The 17,511-nt window shown below is 68.0% G+C and carries 12 protein-coding genes; 11 read left to right on the top strand and 1 reads right to left on the bottom strand.

Going from position 1 to position 17,511, the window contains the following annotated elements; all coding sequences use genetic code 11:
- Window positions 1-31: 31 nt before the first annotated feature.
- The 11 genes from fabD to thrS all read left to right on the top strand — a co-directional run bounded on the left by fabD (window position 32) and on the right by thrS (window position 15,182).
- Window positions 32-1,123: an ACP S-malonyltransferase gene (gene fabD / locus F1615_RS30935; protein WP_149552356.1), complete on the top strand. Its 1,092-nt coding sequence runs from the start codon at window positions 32-34 to the stop codon at window positions 1,121-1,123.
- Between the two features lie 41 nt (window positions 1,124-1,164).
- Window positions 1,165-2,424, top strand: coding sequence for a hydroxymethylglutaryl-CoA synthase family protein (locus tag F1615_RS30930; protein ID WP_149552355.1), 1,260 nt, complete (start codon window positions 1,165-1,167; stop codon window positions 2,422-2,424).
- Entirely contained in the window at window positions 2,412-3,197 is a 786-nt protein-coding gene (locus F1615_RS30925; RefSeq protein WP_149552354.1) for an enoyl-CoA hydratase/isomerase, read from the top strand. Before F1615_RS30930 ends, F1615_RS30925 begins: the two co-directional genes overlap by 13 nt.
- Before the next feature lie 2 nt (window positions 3,198-3,199).
- Window positions 3,200-3,952, top strand: coding sequence for a polyketide synthase (locus F1615_RS30920; protein WP_149552353.1), 753 nt, complete (start codon window positions 3,200-3,202; stop codon window positions 3,950-3,952).
- Window positions 3,953-3,956: 4 nt separating this feature from the next.
- Window positions 3,957-4,202 (top strand): acyl carrier protein, encoded by a 246-nt coding sequence (locus tag F1615_RS30915; RefSeq protein ID WP_149552352.1) that lies wholly within the window; start codon window positions 3,957-3,959, stop codon window positions 4,200-4,202.
- Complete coding sequence (locus F1615_RS30910; RefSeq protein ID WP_149552351.1) at window positions 4,183-5,430, top strand: beta-ketoacyl synthase N-terminal-like domain-containing protein; 1,248 nt, start codon at window positions 4,183-4,185, stop codon at window positions 5,428-5,430. Before F1615_RS30915 ends, F1615_RS30910 begins: the two co-directional genes overlap by 20 nt.
- A 49-nt stretch (window positions 5,431-5,479) precedes the next feature.
- Complete coding sequence (locus F1615_RS30905; protein ID WP_149552350.1) at window positions 5,480-6,445, top strand: acyltransferase domain-containing protein; 966 nt, start codon at window positions 5,480-5,482, stop codon at window positions 6,443-6,445.
- 34 nt (window positions 6,446-6,479) lie between these two features.
- Window positions 6,480-7,343: an SDR family NAD(P)-dependent oxidoreductase gene (locus F1615_RS30900; protein ID WP_149552349.1), complete on the top strand. Its 864-nt coding sequence runs from the start codon at window positions 6,480-6,482 to the stop codon at window positions 7,341-7,343.
- A gap of 64 nt (window positions 7,344-7,407) precedes the next feature.
- Window positions 7,408-11,307, top strand: coding sequence for an SDR family NAD(P)-dependent oxidoreductase (locus tag F1615_RS30895; protein ID WP_149552348.1), 3,900 nt, complete (start codon window positions 7,408-7,410; stop codon window positions 11,305-11,307).
- A 699-nt stretch (window positions 11,308-12,006) separates the two neighbouring features.
- Window positions 12,007-13,659 carry a multicopper oxidase family protein gene (locus F1615_RS30890; protein WP_149552347.1) on the top strand — a complete coding sequence of 551 codons (1,653 nt, stop codon included), beginning with the start codon at window positions 12,007-12,009 and terminating at the stop codon, window positions 13,657-13,659.
- A gap of 296 nt (window positions 13,660-13,955) precedes the next feature.
- Window positions 13,956-15,182, top strand: a complete 1,227-nt coding sequence (thrS, locus tag F1615_RS30885; RefSeq protein ID WP_149552365.1) for a threonine--tRNA ligase — start codon at window positions 13,956-13,958, stop codon at window positions 15,180-15,182.
- Window positions 15,183-15,537: 355 nt separating this feature from the next.
- Here the strand turns inward: thrS and F1615_RS30880 are convergent, their stop codons facing one another.
- Window positions 15,538-17,364, bottom strand: coding sequence for a glycoside hydrolase family 3 protein (locus F1615_RS30880; protein WP_149552346.1), 1,827 nt, complete (start codon window positions 17,362-17,364; stop codon window positions 15,538-15,540).
- Window positions 17,365-17,511 lie beyond the last annotated feature (147 nt).

Below are 17,511 nucleotides of genomic sequence, written 5' to 3'. Positions count from 1 at the left end.
AGTGGAGAAAGATGACGAGAAGGGACTGCCCATGAAGGTCTATGTCTTCCCCGGACAGGGGGCGCAGAAGAAGGGGATGGGTTCTTCCCTTTTCGGTGAATTCACGGATCTGACCCGTGCGGCCGACTCGATTCTGGGCTACTCCATCAAGGAACTCTGCCTCGAGGATCCCGACGGACTGCTCGACCGGACCCAGTACACACAGCCCGCGATGTACGTCGTCAACGCTTTGTCGTATTACAAGAAGCTTCGCGAGACCGGGCTGGTCCCGGACGTCGTCGCAGGTCACAGTCTTGGTGAGTACAACGCGTTACTCGCGGCCGAGGTGTTCGACTTCGAGACGGGCCTGCGGCTCGTGCGCAAACGGGGCGAGCTGATGGGCCGGGCTTCGGGCGGCGGGATGGCGGCCGTGCTGAACGCCTCGGAGCCGGAGATCCGCGCCATCCTCGCCGATAACGGGCTCGACTCCGTCGATCTGGCGAATTTCAACACGCCGTCACAGATCGTCATTTCCGGCCGCGCCGAGGACATCGACGCCGCGAAGCCACTGTTCCAGACCGGCAACCACCTGTTCATGCCGCTGAGGACGAGCGGGGCCTTCCACTCCCGGTACATGGAGCCGGCCCGTGCGGAGTTCGAGGAGTTCCTGGCAGGGATGGCCTTGTCCAAGCCGCGCATCCCGGTGATCTCCAATGTGACGGCGAGGGCTTATGAGGATCACCTCGTCAAGGAGAGTCTCACGCAGCAGATGGTGAACGCCGTGCGGTGGTCCGACTCCATGGAGCACCTTCTCGGGCATCCCGGGGTGGAGTTCGAGGAGATCGGACACGGAAACGTGCTGACCAAATTGCTGGAGAAGATTCGCCGCGAACTGAGAAACGCGAAGAAAACACTGCCCAGGATCGCGGAGAAGACGACCGAGAATGCCGGGGAGATGGTCCGGAAGTGGAATGAGCGGTATGCGGTAGGTGCTCGTTTCCGGTCCACTACCGGAAACTACGGGGACCTGGAGACCGCCACGGCGGCAACCGTCCTCTTCGGGCACCGGGCAGCCGTCTACATGAACGGATACCGCGGGTACTTCGATCTCCGGGAACTGGAGCCGGTCGCGGCGGCGCAGTGAATCGGACCCGAACCGAACGGCAAGCCCCAGGGAGACACGTCATGACGACCGTTGGAATCGAAGCACTGAACGTCTTCGCCGGCTCCTGCTATCTCGATGTGGAGAAGCTGGCGATCCACCGCGGTCTCGACACCGCGAGGTTCGACAACCTGCTCATGAAGGAGAAGACCGTCGCGCTGCCGTACGAGGATCCCGTGACCTTCGGCGTCAACGCGGCCAAGCCCCTCATCGACGCCCTGTCGCCCGAAGAGCGGGACTCCATCGAGCTGGTCATCACCGCGACCGAGTCGGCGTTCGACTTCGGCAAGTCCATGAGCACGTACTTCCACGACCTGCTGGGACTGAACCGGAACTGCCGCCTCTTCGAGATCAAGAACGCCTGCTACTCGGGGGTCGCGGCGCTGCAGACAGCGGCGAACTTCATCCTGTCGGGCACCTCGCCGGGTGCGAAGGCCCTGGTCATCGCCACCGACATCACCCGCTTCATGGTCGCGGAGAGTGGCGACGCGCTCTCCGAGGACTGGTCCTTCGCCGAACCGAGCGGCGGCGCCGGCGCCGTGGCGATGATCGTCAGCGACACCCCGCACATCTTCCAGATAGACGTCGGCGCGAGCGGCTACTACGGCTACGAAGTGATGGACACCTGCCGTCCCCTGCCCGACAGCGAAGCGGGCAACGCCGACCTCTCCCTGCTCTCGTACCTGGACTGCTGCGAGAACTCCTTCCTCGAATACCAACGCCGGGTCGGTGAGGTGGACTTCGTCTCCACCTTCGGCTACCTCGCCTTCCACACGCCCTTCGGCGGAATGATCAAGGGCGCCCACCGCAACCTGATGCGCAAGGTCGCCAAGGCGCGCCCGGCGGTCATCGAGGAGGACTTCCGGCGGCGCATGCACCCGGGCCTGACGTACTGCCAGCGCGTCGGGAACATCATGGGCGCGACCACGATGCTGTCTCTGGCCAGCACCATTGACAACGCGGACCTCTCCGGCCCGCAGCGCATAGGCGTCTTCTCGTACGGCTCAGGCTGCTGCTCCGAGTTCTTCAGCGGCGTGTCCCGCCAGGAGAGCCAGGACCGCACGCGCGTGCTCGGCATGGACAAACACCTCGACGCCCGGTACCAGTTGACGATGCCGGAGTACGACTCACTGCTCCAGGCCAACCACGCGGTGAAATTCGGCACCCGGAACACCCTGTTGAGCACCGACATCGTTCCGCAGGCCCGGACCGGGAACGGCCGGGAACTCCTCTTCCTCAAGCGGATCGATGAGTTCCACCGGGAGTACGAGTGGGTGTCCTGAACACGGCCGGATACGAGACCGTCAAGGTCCGCTTCGCAAACGGGATCTGTCACCTCCAACTGCACCGGCCCGAGGCGGGCAACACCATCAGCACCCGTCTGGTCCAGGAGTGCGCCGACGTGGTGCGCTTCGCCGAGGAGCACGCCACCATCCTCGTCCTGGAAGGGCTGCCCGAGGTGTTCTGCTGGGGCGCCGACTTCGGCGAGCTTGCCGCAGGAGGTGATGAAGCAGGGAACGGGGAATCGCCTGCGGCGGCCCTGTACGACCTGTGGCTCTCCCTGGCCTTCGGCTCGTTCGTCTCCGTGGCACACGTGCGCGGCAAGGCCAACGCCGGAGGACTGGGGTTCGTGGCCGCATGCGACATCGTGGTATGCGCGGACACGGTGACGTTCAGCCTGTCCGAGCTCCTCTTCGGACTGATGCCGGCCTGTGTCCTGCCCTTCCTGACCAGGAAGGTCGGCCCTGCCAGGTCCAACTACATCACCCTGATGACCCAGCCGTTCACCGCCCAGCAGGCGGTGACCTGGGGACTCGTCGACGTCAGCGCGGACGACAGCGGCAACCCGCTGCGCCGGCACCTCCTGCGCCTGCGCTACCTGCCCAAGACGGGAGTGACCCGCTACAAGAAGTACCTCCGGGATCTCGACGACATCCTGCTCCCCTCCCGGGACAAGGCCGTCGCGGCCAACCAGGAGGTGTTCTCCGACGTGGAGAACCTGCGCAAGATCGAGCGCTACGTGAAGACAGGGCAGTTCCCCTGGGAAGGTGAGTAGGAATGCACGGCCCACCCGTCGATTACCGGGAGATCACCCCCTCCGTCGTCCAGATCACGATGCAGGACCAGGTGCACAAGAACACCTTCTCCGATCAGCTCATCGCGGGTCTGCAGGACGCCTTCGCGAAGGTCGCGGCCGACGAACGGTGCAAAGCCGTCGTCCTCACCGGCTACGGCAACTACTTCGCGAGTGGCGGCACCAAGGAGAGCCTGCTGCTGATCCAGGAGCGGCGCATCAGTTTCACCGACGCCGACATCTACGGTCTCGCGCTGGAGTGTCCCGTACCCGTCATCGCCGCAATGCAGGGCCACGGCATCGGCGGCGGCTTCGCCATGGGAATGTTCGCCGACTTCGTGATCCTCAGCCAGGAGAGCATCTACACGACGAACTTCATGAAGTACGGCTTCACTCCCGGCATGGGGGCGACCTTGATCCTGCCCAGGAAACTCGGCATGAGCCTGGCCGGAGAGATGCTGCTCTCGGCGAAGACCTACTACGGGCACGAACTGAAGGACCGGGGCGTCCCCTTCCCGGTCCTGCCACGCGCCGACGTGCTGCACCACGCCCTCGAACTGGCCGGCACCCTGGCCGAGAAGCCCAGGATCTCCCTGGTCACGCTCAAGAGCCATCTGGTGTCCGAACTCCGCGCCGAACTGCCGCACTACATCGAGCGCGAAGTGGCCATGCACGAGAAGACCTTCCACCAGCCCGAGGTCCGGGCTCTCATCACGTCCCACTACACAGGAGGCTGACCACATGCCGGACACGCGCGTCTTCGACCTGATCGTGGAGCACACCCGCGAGGTGGTCCCCGAACTCGAAGGACACCGGTTCGCACCATCCGACTCGCTGCGCGACCTGGGGGCCAACTCCATCGACCGTGCGGAGATCATCGTCATGACGCTGGAGTCGCTGTCTGTGAGCATCCCCCTCGTCGAGCTGGCGGACGCGAAGAACATGGGCGAGCTGGCGGATCTCATCCATGACAAGTCTGCGGTCTGAGGGCCGCGACGTCGTCGTCACCGGCCTGGGCGTCACCACAGCGGTGGGCCAGGGCAAGGACGCCTTCGTCGCGGCGCTTCTCGAGGGCCGCCACGCCTTCGGGTCCATGCAACGTCCGGGCCGCCTCCCCCCGGCCCCTTCCACCGACGCGACGGCGGCCTTCCTGGGCGCCGAGATGGAGGAGCCGAGCCTGCCCGGGAGCATCGCCGCGCGCAGCGTGCGCACGGCGTCGCTCTCGGCCAGGGCGGCCCTGGCCACGCTCCACGAGGCATGGCACGAAGCCGGGCTGGACGAGGCCGACCCGTTCCGCATCGGCCTTGTGGTCGGCGGATCCAACGTCCAGCAGCGTGAGTTGACCCTGCTGCACGCCCGCCACGCGGACCGACCCGAGTTCCTGCGCCCGACGTACGGCATGGGCTTCATGGACTCCGACCTGTGCGGGTTCTGCACCGAGCAGTTCCCCATCCGGGGCTTCGCCCACACGCTCGGTGGCGCTTCGGCCAGCGGCCTGCTCGCGGTGCTGCAGGCCGTGCGGGCGGTGCAGTCCGGCGAGGTCGATGTCTGCATCGCCCTGGGCGCGCTCATGGACCTGTCGTACTGGGAATGCCTGGCGTTCCGGGCCATGGGCGCCATGGGCTCGGCCCGCTGGGCCGACGATCCGGCCGCGGCCTGCCGCCCCTTCGACCGGGGCCACGACGGCTTCGTCTTCGGCGAGGCCTGCGCCGCGGTGGTCGTCGAGCGGGCGGACGGGCGCCGGCATCCGGCACCGTACGCGCGCTTCCGCGGTGGTGGCAGGGCACTGGACGGCACCCGCAATCCCCACCCATCGGTGGAGGGAGAGGTGGCCGTCGTCCAGGCGGCGCTACGGGAAGCCGGCCTGTCCGCGTCAGCCATCGACTACGTCAACCCGCACGGCACGGGATCGCCCACCGGGGACGCGGTCGAACTGCAGGCACTCGCGCGCTGCGGGCTCGACCACGCCCGTATCAACGCGACCAAGTCGATCACCGGACACGGGCTCACCGCTGCGGGGGCGCTGGAGATCGTGGCGACGCTACTGCAGATGAGGGAGGGGAAGCTGCATCCCACCCGCAACCTGGTCGATCCGCTGGACGAGACGTTCCCCTGGGTGCGCGAGAAGGCGGAGGACTGCGCAGTGCGCACGGCGGTGAGTCTCAGCATGGGCTTCGGCGGGGTCAGCGCGGCGATCTGCCTCGAGAAATGCTGACGGCGACGGCATCCCGGGCCCACGACCGAGACGCGCGCAAGGAGCGGCGATGACGAAAGCGACCGTGTTCATGTACTCGGGGCAGGGATCTCAGTACTTCCACATGACCCGCGAACTCTATGAACGGCACCCGCGCTACCGGCTCTGGCTGGAGCACTGCGACGACATCGCCTTCCCCGTTCTCGGCAAGTCGGTGGTGGAGACGATATTCGACCAGGACCGCGCGAAGAGCGATCCGTTCGACTCGCTGGCGGACTCCAACGCGGCGCTGCTGTGCGTGGAGTACAGCCTCACGCGGGTGGTGCAGGAAATGGGATACCGGCCCGACGTCCTGCTGGGCTACAGCCTGGGTGAGATCACCGCAGCCGTGGTCGCTGAGGTGCTGCCGCTGGAGCTCGGGATCTCCTTCGCCGTCGCATTCGCCCGGACACTGGCGGACCGGACCCCGCCGTCCGGGATGCTGGCGGTCCTCGCCACAGAGGAACTCCTGCGCGGCCACGCCGGGTTGTTCGCCGACTGCCGGGTCACTGGGCGCAATTTCGACGGCAATGTCGTGGTCAGCGGCCGGATGGGGGCGGTGGAGCGGCTCGAACGCTCCCTGGGGCAGGAGGGAATCGTCTGCCAGCGGCTCCCGGTCAACCGCGGCGTGCACACCGAACTCATCGACCCGGTCGAGGAACAGGTGCGCGGCATCCTCGATGCCGTGACGTTCGCTCCGCCGAAGATTCCCATCGTCTCGTCCGCCTCGACGGACCGGGTCGTCGACGTGACGGCCGACGGCATCTGGGCCGCCATGAGAAGTCCCGTGGAGTTCGCGCGGACCGTCGAGAAGATGTCCGCCGCCGGCGACGCGACCTTCATCGACCTCGGGCCCAGCGCGACGCTCGCGACGTTCGTGAAGTACATCCTGCCGCCGGACAGCGGCTCTGCGCAGGTGCCCACCGTCAATCGCTTCGGACAGGACCTCAAGGCGCTCCGCGAGTTCCAGGAGCAGACAGCCGCCCTACGTGGGTGAGGACGAGCACGGGACCCAGAAAGGACATCCGGTCATGTCGACATCGAGCGGGATCAGAATCTATCGGGACGCCACCGCGATCATCACGGGCGCCGCGTCGGGAATCGGGCGCGCCCTGGCCGAGGAGCTCGTGGCCCGGGGCTGTGAGGTCGTGCTTGCCGACCTCCAGATCGAGCAGGCCGAGGAGGTGGCCGCCGCTCTGCGGAAGACGGGCGGGAAGGCGACCGCCGCACGGCTGGACGTCACCGACCACGCGACGTTCGAACAGCTCGTCAAGGAAACCGTCGCGCGCACCGGACGTCTGGATTACCTGTTCAACAACGCCGGCATCACCCACGGCATGGGTGCGGGCGCCCGGCACTATCGCATCGAGGACTGGCGGCGCATGATCGACGTCAACGTCGTCGGTGTCGTCAACGGCGTTCAGGCCGCCTACAACCTCATGATCGACCAGGGTTTCGGCCACATCGTGAACACCGCCTCCCTGGCGGGTCTGGTCCCCAGTGCGGGGACGACCTCCTACGTCACCACCAAGCACGCCGTGGTCGGCCTCTCGCACAATCTGCGCATCGAGGCGGCCCAACTCGGAGTGCGCGTGAGCGTGCTGTGCCCGGGTGTCATACGGACCCCCCTCATCGAGGGCGGTGTGTACGGCCGCAGCGTGGAGGGTGTGACCCGTGAGATGACGCGGGACATGTGGGAGGAGCAGAAGCCGATCTCACCGGAGGAATTCGTCAAGAAGTCGCTCGACGCGGTCGCCCGGAACAAGGGAATCATCGTCGTTCCCGCGGTCTGGAAGCTGTTCTGGTGGCTCTTCAGGCTGTCGCCGTCGCTCTGCGTGAGCATCGCGACCAAGAAATTCCGGGACCTCGGGAGGAGTGGGTCGGCCGGCGGCTGAGATCGCGGCCTGCCGTACACCGGACCCCAGACCTCCGCCGAGCCCACGAACAGGGAGTGCCGAAATGATCAGCGTGTCCACGAGTGTTTCCGCGGCGGCTGTGCCCCCGTCCGCGGCCCCGGGCTGCTTCTACTCGACGGCATGGGTCGAGGCCGAGGGGCCCTCCGGAGTGTCGCTGCCGGGTCCCCATCTGCTGTTGTCCGCTTCGGACGTCGACGTCGACCTGCCGGGCGGGTGGGTCAACCGCGTGGTGCACGCCTCGGATCCGCTCGGCGACGTGCTTCTCGAGCGGGCCTGGGGCTGCGTCGCGCTGCTGAGCGACGGGCGAGAGGCCGATGTGGCAGCGGGCCTGCGCCTGCTGCAGGCCTGCTCGGGGGGAGCGCCGTCCTCCCCGCGCAGGGTGGTGTTCCTGCCGGCGCCGGGCGCGGTCGACGACGCGGGGTTATGGGGGCTCGGCCGGACCGCCCGGTTGGAGCGGTCCGACCTGTCGCTCCACTGCATCGAGGCATCGAGCGGTCAGCTCCCACGAGCGTTGACCCTGAGTCGGAGCGAGTGTCTGGAGGAGGACTACCGGTTCACCGGGGCCGGCGTCCTCCAAGTGCCGCGCCTGCGGCGGCACACCGTCGGCGACGAGGGCTTCGCCGCCCGTCCCGACGCGACGTACGTGGTGAGCGGGGGATCAGGGGCTCTGGGGTTGGTGGCGGCCGGGTTCCTGGTGGACCGGGGGGCACGGCACGTGGTGCTGCTGTCCCGGTCGCCGCGCCCGGAGTCAGCCGTGCCGCCCGAGGTCGCGGACCTGCGTCGATCGGCGCGCGTCGAGTCCCTGGCGTGTGATGTGAGGGACCCGCGCAGTGTTCGTAGGGCGCGGGACGCCATGGCGAAGGCCGGTATGCCGGCGGTGGCGGGGGTGATCCACGCCGCCGGAGTCCTGGCCGACGGCGTGCTGGCGAACCAGTCGGAGCAGAAGCTGAAACAGGCCTACGGCGCCAGGGTCGAGGGCGCGAGGAATCTCCGGAGCGTGTTCACCCCGCCGGACTTCCTGGTGTTGTTCTCCTCGGCCTCTTCTGTCTTCGGGGCCGTCGCTCAGGCGAGCTGTGCCGCGGCGAACGCCACGCTGGACGCGTTGGCCGAGTCGTGGTCGCTGCGAGGTGAGCCCGTGCTCTCGATCCAGTGGGGTGTGTGGTCCGACGCCGGCGTCGCTGTGCGCCACGGAGCGGTCGAGCGTGCGAGGACCGCGGGGTTCGGGGCGATCGGCAACGATCTCGGGGGCACGGCGCTGGACCGGCTGCTCGCAGGGCGCGAGCGGGGAGCGGTCTGCGTCTCCCCACTGGACTGGGACACGCTGTCGCTGAGGAACCGGTTCGTGTCACGCTTCACCACCCGGAGGGCAGCCGACGCGCCGGCACCGGTGCGGACCAACGTGGAGCAGGTCGTGCGCACGGCGGCCCGGGAGGTCGTGGGAGGACCCTTCGAGGACAGTGCCACACTGTCGGAATCCGGTCTGGACTCGTTGGGCGGCGTCCTGCTGCGCAACAGGATCGCGTCCGACCTGGAAGTCGTGCTGCCGACGGCCTTCGCCGTCGAGTCGGCTGATGTCCGCTCCCTGGTCGGGTACGTCTTCGAGCAGATGCGGAAGCAATCGAGCGAGCGTGTCCCGGTCCGGCGGGAGCCCGTGCGGCACGACACCGTGCACCGTACTGCCGGTGCCGCGCGGAAGCCCACGTCGCCGCGTCTTCCGGTCCTGGTCATAGGGGCGGGCCTGGGTGGAATCGGATTCGCTCGACGACTTGAGAAGATGGGCGTCGCGGTCATAGTGCTGGAGAAGCGGGACCGGGTCGGCGGTGTGTGGAGCTCACTGGCCAACACGGATTCCAAAGTTCAAATCGATTCTCCGGCATACAGTTTCGACAGTGCGTTGCCCACGGTGCGTGACGACCACCGATGGCGATCGGTTTTCCCGGACAGGGGCGAGGTCCTGCAGCAGGCGAATGCCGTCGCGTCCGAGCTGAAAGAGCCGATTCGCTTCAACTGCGAAGTGGTCTCCGTCAGGAAGGTCCGGGAGCAGGAATACGAGGCCGTGTACGTCCAGGGAGGCGTCACCCAGTCCGTCCGCGTCTCCGGTGTGGCGGCCCTCACGGGCGGGCTCCACCGGCCCGTGACGCATCACTTTCGCGATGAGCACCTCTTCACGGGCCACATCGGGCTTGGGGTGGCCGACGACACGCCGCCGGAGAAGTTCACCGACGCGTCGGTCGTGATCGTCGGACACGGTGCTTTCGCTCTGGAGAACATGCGAACGGCCCTGGAGAACGGTGCTCGCCATGTCACGATCGTCTGCCGGCGACGGAACCTGGTCGTGTCCACCCTCTGCAACTGGGTGATCAATTCGAGCGAGGGAGCGACACCGCTCAACGACGTCGTCGACATCATGCGGCCGTTCTACGAGCTCTGCGGCATCGACATCGAGTCTCTCCCTTCTCTCTCCCAGGAGGCGGACGGCAGCTTCGTACTGGACCAGTCGACGGTACCTGCCGCCTCGGACGTCTACTTCCTGGCACAGGCGCTCGGAAGGGTGACCGTCGTGGAGAGTGAAATCGATCATGTGACGGCCCGCTCGGTCGTCACCGAGAGCGGAAGGGAGGTGAAGGCCGATGTTCTGGTCACATGCCTGGGATCGTCCACGGACCGGAGCATCATGTCGAGGATCTTCGGTGAGGACAGCAGGGTGGAGGGACTCTGGATCGACGGCGACCCCAATCTGTTCGCCTACAACGACAGCGCTCAGATTCCGCGGAAGGCCAAATCTCTGCTCTGCTCGAGTTACGTGTTCTTCCTGCAGGCGTTCGCCGAAGCGTATCTGCACTTTCGCGACAATCCCACCGAATTGGAGGCGCTGTTCGCGAGAATCACTGTCGAGAATCCTGAGAGGTCGTCCACCGAACGGCTGCTCGTGGAGTTGTGGGATTACATCGAGCGCGCGAAGAAGAACGTCGCGTCGAGAACCGCGGAACTCTGCCCGTTCGACCGCTTCCAAAGAGAGCGGGAAGCCGAGTGGAGGGCGTACTCCACGTTGCTGGGCGAGACGGTGGAAGAGGGTGGGGGCCTCTGGCACATGATGTCCCCCACCATCTCGCTGCTCCACCGGCGGGACCCCGCGTCTCCCGTGGAGCGACGTCTCAGGCGCGACGGCTTCGGCGCGGTGAGCATCTACGTGCCGCGTCGCCACAGGGTGCTGTTCCTGCCGGGCCGGGGGACCGACGGCCGCCTCGCACGAGCCATGCTGAAGAAGGCAGGCTGGACCAGACGCGAAGACCTCGAGTTCGTCATTCCCGACGCACCTTACGCGATGCCGGCATTCACCAGTGCGGAGCAACTCGAGCTCCGGGGCCTGGACTCCCTGGCCGAGGAGGGCCTCTACGACGTCACGGGAACCTATCGGGAGTGGAAAGCGGGTTTCCCGGAGCTGTGGAACCGATATCACAGCACTCCCGCAGACATGGGGGACGCCGATCCCGGGGCGGCCCTGGATTCGTCCCTCCGGTACCTCAGATCAGTGGCGGAGGACCATGGCCCGTTCGCCGGTGTCGCCGGGTTCGGTGAAGGCGCCGCGATGGCTTCTGCGGCCCTGCACCGTCAGGCTCTGGGAGGTGACGTGGGACTGGGTGACGTACGGTTCTTCATCGCGATGTCGGCGTGGCGGTCACCCGCCCATGAGCGGGCCGGTGTCTTCGAGAAGACCCGGCCGATCGACGTACCCGTGCTGCAGACCCTGGGTGAGAGAGAGGCGGAGGTGTTCCAGGCCGCGGCTCCCGTCTTCGGCCGGGACTTCCGCAGGGTGTTCGAACACAGGCACCTGGGGAAGCACGCCTACCCGTCGCTGACACGCAGTCTCGACCAGGAGCTCAATCGTCTGCTGCACGCCGCGTTCATTCCTCCGGCGGTAACTCGTGGCCCCAACGCCTGAGTGCGGCGTGTCGCGGCATCGCCACTGGCGGTGGGCGGGCGACGCACCAGCAGCTTGACGTAGCCGTGGCGGCGCCGCCCTGCGCGCCGCCGGGCCGTACGTTCGTCGGGCGTGAGATCCCGGCCGACGACACCGCGGAGGTGTTCCTTCCAGAGCGCGGGGTCGATCCGGAACAGGGTCGGCGGGCCTGTGGACTCTCGGACGGAAAGTCAAAAGCACCCGTCACCGGCATGCTCAGCAGCGTTCTGCCGTCCTTGGTGCGTCCAGGAAACGCGCCAAGGAACCGCCGTGGCGGGCACCGGCACCACTGGGGCGCGGGGTCGTCGCCCGGGGAGGGTGGGCTGACCACACGACCGTGTCGAAACAGCCCATATGTCTAAAATGCATATCATGTCGGGGTAGTGTGCTCATGTGATGACTGACCTGAGGGCCGGATGCGGGCGCGGCCTGCGCGGACGGCATGTGCCGTCCGGTGCCCTGCCGCTCCGGATATCCGCACGGCCGTTCTGAGCTGCGCTCCGGACACCGGCGGGGGACGCTCGCCGATCTCCGCAACAGCCGGTTCCACCGCCCACCGGATGTGCTCACCGTCCCGTCGGTGCCTCGTCGGAAGAGCGCCTCCGGCCGTCTGTCCTGTCCGGGCGGTGGCAGACCCACGCCTTCACCTGCCTTCTCCCGACCAGCGAGGTGCACCCAGTCATGCGCACGGACCACACCAGTCAGACCTCCCCCACACGTCGCGCCGTGCTCGGCGCCGGGATCGCGGCCGCGGGTTCCGGTCTGCTCGCCGGCTGCTCCCATACCGGCTCGCGCGACGGCGGCCACCCGGGCGCGCCCGCGCCGGCCGGATCCGCTCCGAACGGCAGAGAGGCCGGCGGGGCACGTCCGACCGCCGAACCGCTCCGTAAACACACACTGAGGGCCACACCGTCGCCGGTCGAGCTGGGTGCCGGACGTACCTTCAGGTCGTGGACGTACGAGGGGTCGCTGCCGGGCCGGGAGGTGCGGGTCACCGCGGGTGACACCGTGGCGTTGACGCTGGCCAATCAACTGCCGGAGGCGACGACCGTGCACTGGCACGGAATCGCTCTGCGCAACGACATGGACGGTGTGCCCGGTGTGACGCAGCGGCCGGTCGAACCCGGTGAGACGTTCGACTATCGCTTCACCCCGATGCATCCCGGCACTTACTGGTTCCACCCTCACATGGGGGTGCAGACCGATCGTGGCATGTACGCGCCGCTCATCGTCGACGACCCGAGGGAGCCACTCAGGTACGACCACGAGTGGATCGTCGTGCTGGACGACTGGATCGACGGCGTGGACGGCTCCACCCCCGACGACGTTCTCTACCAGCTCCGCAAGGGCAAGCCCCCGGTGGGCCACGGCAACGGGCCGGAGGGACCCGTGGGGGCCGGTGGTGGGGCGTTGGCGGACGCCGCGTCCGGGGGAGCGGACGACGGGAAGGGCCCCGAAGGGGCGCCCTCGCCGTCGCCGTACCGGCGGAAAGGACCGAAGCGGCTGATGGCGGGCGCCACCAGCAGGCTGCTCGGCGGTCACGCGGGACACGTCGCCTACCCCTACTACCTGATCAACGGGCGCACGGCGGACGACCCCACGCAGTTCACGGCCAAGCCCGGCGACCGGATCAGGCTGCGCATCATCAACGGCGGCGGGGAGTCGGCCTTCCGGGTGGCGCTCGGCGGGCACCGGATGACCATCACCCACAGCGACGGCTTTCCCGTGCAGCCGTACAGGACGGACGCGCTGGTGATCGGGATGGCCGAGCGGTACGACGTGCTGATCACCGCGAAGTCGGGAGTCTTCCCGCTTGTCGCGCTCGCCGAGGGCAAGGGGGGCCGGGCCATGGCCGTCCTGCGTACGGGCGCCGGAGCGGTCCCCAAGCCGTCCGCGCACCCCGCGGAGCTGGACCGTGAGGTGCTGGTGTCGGCCCGCCGTCTCGGGCCGGATGAGTCGGTGGCGATGCCCCGCCGCAGGTACGACCGGCTGCTCCGGGTCAAGCTGACCGGTGGCATGAAGGAGTATGACTGGGGAATCGACCACGAGCCCTACAACCCGGACAAACTCCACAGGGTCGAACGGGGCGAGCGGGTGCGGCTGGTCATCATCAACGCCACCCACATGTGGCATCCCGTGCATCTGCACGGCCACACGTTCTCCCTCGCCGGTCTGGACTCCAACGGCGCCCGCAAGGACACGTCGATCGTCCTGCCGCACAACAAGCTGGTGGCGGACTTCGACGCGGACAACCCCGGACTGTGGATGCTGCACTGCCACAACATCTACCACTCCGAGTCGGGGATGATGACAACCCTTGCGTACCGCGGGTAGGGCGTCCCTGCTCGAGCGGCAGGACAATGTTCAGCGCTCGGTCACCCCGCCGGCGACCGCGGCCCGCCCGGAGACGCGGGGTGCCTGTGCACTCCTGACGAGAAATGACCGGGTGGACATGGTCGCATCCTGCTAACGTCTCCGACATGAAGCGCGCCGCCGTGACGACGACGCCGGAGAGTGTCCCGGCGCGCTGACAGACGACCTGATCCGAAGCCCCGGGGCAAGTGCCCCGGGGCTTCGTCGTGGGCCCGGTCACTTGCTCCGCCACCAGCGAGGAGACCGCGATGACCACCGTGCACGACCACCGCAGACTCGGCCGTGAGATGGGCCTGTTCGACACCGACCCGCTGATCGGCGCCGGCCTGCCGTACTGGCTGCCCGACGGCGCGACCGTCAGACACACCCTGGAGGAGTACATCCGTGCCACCGAGCGGCGGGCGGGCTACCAGCACGTGTACTCACCGGTACTCGGTAAGCGGGAGCTGTACGAGATCTCGGGGCACTGGGCGCACTACAGCGACGACATGTTCCCCCCGATGGACCTCGGCGGGGAGCAGGTCGTCCTGCGGCCGAGCCTGTGCCCCCATCACGCGGTGATCTTCCGCTCCCGCTCCCGCAGTTACCGCGAACTGCCGCTGCGCATGGCCGAACTGGGCGGCATGTACCGCTCCGAACTCTCGGGTGTGCTCGGCGGACTGACCCGGGTGCGGGCCATCCAGCTCAACGACGCGCACGTCTTTTGCACCCTGGGCCAGGTCGCCGAAGAGGCGCAGGCGGCGCTGGAGATGATCCGCCGGTCGTACGCGGCGCTCGGCATCACCTCGACCCGCTACCGGCTCTCCCTCCCGGGCGCCGGTGGCAAGTACGTGGCCGCACCGGAGAAGTGGCAGCGGTCCACCGCCCTGCTGACCGACGTTCTCGACCGCTCCGGCCTGCCCTACGAGGCAGCCGGGGGAGAGGCCGCCTTCTACGGCCCCAAAATCGACGTCCAGGTCACCGACGGCGCCGGCCGGGAGTCCACCCTGTCCACCGTCCAGGTCGACTTCCACCAGCCCGAGCAGTTCGACCTGCACTACATCGGCGCGGACGGCGCCAGGCACCGCCCGGTCATGATCCACCGCAGCATCATCGGCAGCGTGGAACGTGCCGTCGCCCATCTCATCGAACAGCACGGCGGCGCCTTCCCCGCCTGGCTCGCCCCCATTCAACTGGCCGTCCTCCCGGTCTCCGACACCGAACTGGCCGATGCCGCGGCCCTCGCCCGACGCTGCGCAGACCTCGGACTGCGTGCCCAGGTCGCGGGACCGGACCGCGGCAGCCTGGGCGCCCGTGTCCGCCGGGCCCGCCTGATTCCCTACCAAGCCGTCATCGGCGCCAGGGAGGCCGCTGACGGTCACGTCGCCCTGCGCTTGCGTGACGGACGCCGACTCGCCCCGCGGCCAGTCAGTGACGTGCTCACCCGCATCAGCGCGCTCATCGAGGCCCACAGCACCGACCTGTGGGCCGACACCGCCTCGTAGCGGCGCTCTGATCAGCGCTTGCTGTCGCCCGAAGTGGGGAGGTGGACGCTGGTCAGAGCAAGCTCATGACGTGTGCTCTTGCCACTGCCAGTCAGCGGACCAAGGCCGCCGGGGGGCGCTGGCAGCGCGCCGCCGTCCTGGTCCCGCTCCGCGCCGGGCAACGGGCCGGCACGCCGGGCCGATGAGTTTGCCGGTTGCCTGAAGTCCTTCTTGTGACAGGCCCGCCCCGCCGGCGGATCGGGAGACGCCAAATCTCGCCGCCACCCTGGAGACGCTGACCGAAGCCGGGCTGAGGCGGCCACGGTCTGCGCAGTGACGAGGTGCCGGGGCCGAAAGCTGTGCTGGGAGGCGGATGTCAGTGGTCGTACGACAGGCCGTGCCCGGAGGGGAAGAGCACTTCGGCCGGGTCGTCGGCCCGCTGGATGGGCACGGGCAGCTTGCCGCGCGGATCGACCCGGCCGGCGATCACCCGGGCGGCGGCGTGGAGTTCGACCTCGGTCCAGCAGTAGGAGACCAGTGATGCGGGGATCCCGCCGAGGTGGGCGATGTCGTAGGGGTTGCGCACCGCGAGGTGGACGAGGGGGACGCCCGTCGCGAGCAGCCGGGTGACCAGGGTGCGTTGGGCGCTGGTGGCGCCGACGTTGTCGGTGGTGACCACCACCGCGTCCCGTCCCTGTGCGGCGGCCACGGCCTCGTCGATCTTCACCGTGTCGGGGGTGCGGCCGGTGGCGAGGTGGGTGGTGCTGTAGCCGAGTTCGTCGAACGCCTTGGCCAGCTCGGGCACGGTGGTGCGGGTGCCGTCGGTCGGGAAGGCCGGGCTGGCGCCCACCACGAGCAGCTTCTTCTGCCCGCGGCGCAACGGCAGCGCCTCGTCCTCGTTGACCAGCAGCGTGGTGGTGCGCCCGGCGATCCGGGCGGCGGCGAGCTGATGCCTGCGGGCGCCGACGACCCGGTCGACCTCCTTCGGAGAGACGAATGGGCTGCCGCTGAGCAGGCCGACCTTGTCCTTCACCCGCAGGATGCGCAGCACCGACTCCTCGAGCCGGTCCTCGGTGATCTCCCCGCTGCGGACGGCGGCCAGGACACCCTTGTAGGCCACGTCGATGTCCGGCGGGAACAGCAGTTGGTCGGCGCCGGCCTTGAGAGCGAGGACGGGCACACGGTCGTCACCGTACTTGGTGCGCACGCCGCGCATGTTGAGCGCGTCGGTGACGATCACGCCGTCGAAGCCGAGTTCATCGCGCAGCACGCCCTGAAGGATCGTGGGCGACAGGGTGGCCGGTTCGTTGCTGGAGTCGAGCGCGGGAACCTGGAGGTGCGCGGTCATGATCGAGTCGACGCCGGCAGCGATCGCGGCCCTGAAGGGCGGGGCGTCGATGCGGTCCCACTCCTCGCGGGTATGGGTGATGACGGGCAGCCCGGTGTGGCTGTCCTCCGCGGTGTCCCCGTGGCCGGGGAAATGCTTGGCGCAGGCGACGACGCCGGCCTGCTGGTAGCCCGTCACCTGGGCCGCCACCATGCGGCCGACCTCTCGGGCGTCGGCGCCGAAGGAGCGGACGTTGATGACGGGGTTGGCCGGATTGACGTTGACGTCGGCGACCGGGGCGAAGTTCTGATGGATGCCCAGGGCGGCGAGTTCGGTGCCCGATATCCGTCCGGCGGTGCGTGCGTCGGAGAGCGAGCGGCCCGCGCCGAGCGCCATCGCGCCCGGCAACTGGGTGGCGCCGCTGCCGATGCGGACGTTGGCCCCGTGCTCCTGGTCGATGGAGATCAGGGAGGGGATGGGGGTGGGCAGGGCGAGCGAGGCCCGCTGCACACCGTTCGTCAAATCCGCGATCTGGCGGGGATCTTGGATGTTGTTCGCCCAGCCGGAGAAGTAGATGACCCCGCCGATGTGGTACTTGGCGATGAGCTCGGCCACGGTGCGCACGCCGAGTTCCCTGAGGTTGCGGTCCTGGTCGAACTGGCTGGGAGAAGTCGCCGACGTGCCATAGAAGTACGGCACGAACAGCTGGCCGATCTTCGCCTCGATGCTCATCCCGGAGATGATCCTTCTGAGGCGGCGGTCGCGCTTGTGCGCGACCGCGGGGGTAGCCGTGACGCCCACGACGCCCGCTGCGCCCGCAGCGACCACGGTTGCGGAGGCGAGAACGATTCGTCTGGACAGACTCCGGTCCTGCATGCGGACGTGCTCCTTCCGGCCTTGCTCATCAAGGGAATTGAAGGAAACGCGAAGTACCTGCGAACAGCGGGAAACGTAGCCCGCCCAACACGGGCAGGACAAGAGGTCTAGACAAAATAGGTCTAGACGAAGTGGTCAGGTGATCAG

It is taken from the genome of Streptomyces marokkonensis, from assembly GCF_008312835.1.
Taxonomy (GTDB): Bacteria; Actinomycetota; Actinomycetes; order Streptomycetales; family Streptomycetaceae; genus Streptomyces; species Streptomyces marokkonensis_A.
Note: the sequence above shows the minus strand (reverse complement) of the source record. Positions and strands in the feature narration are given on the sequence as shown.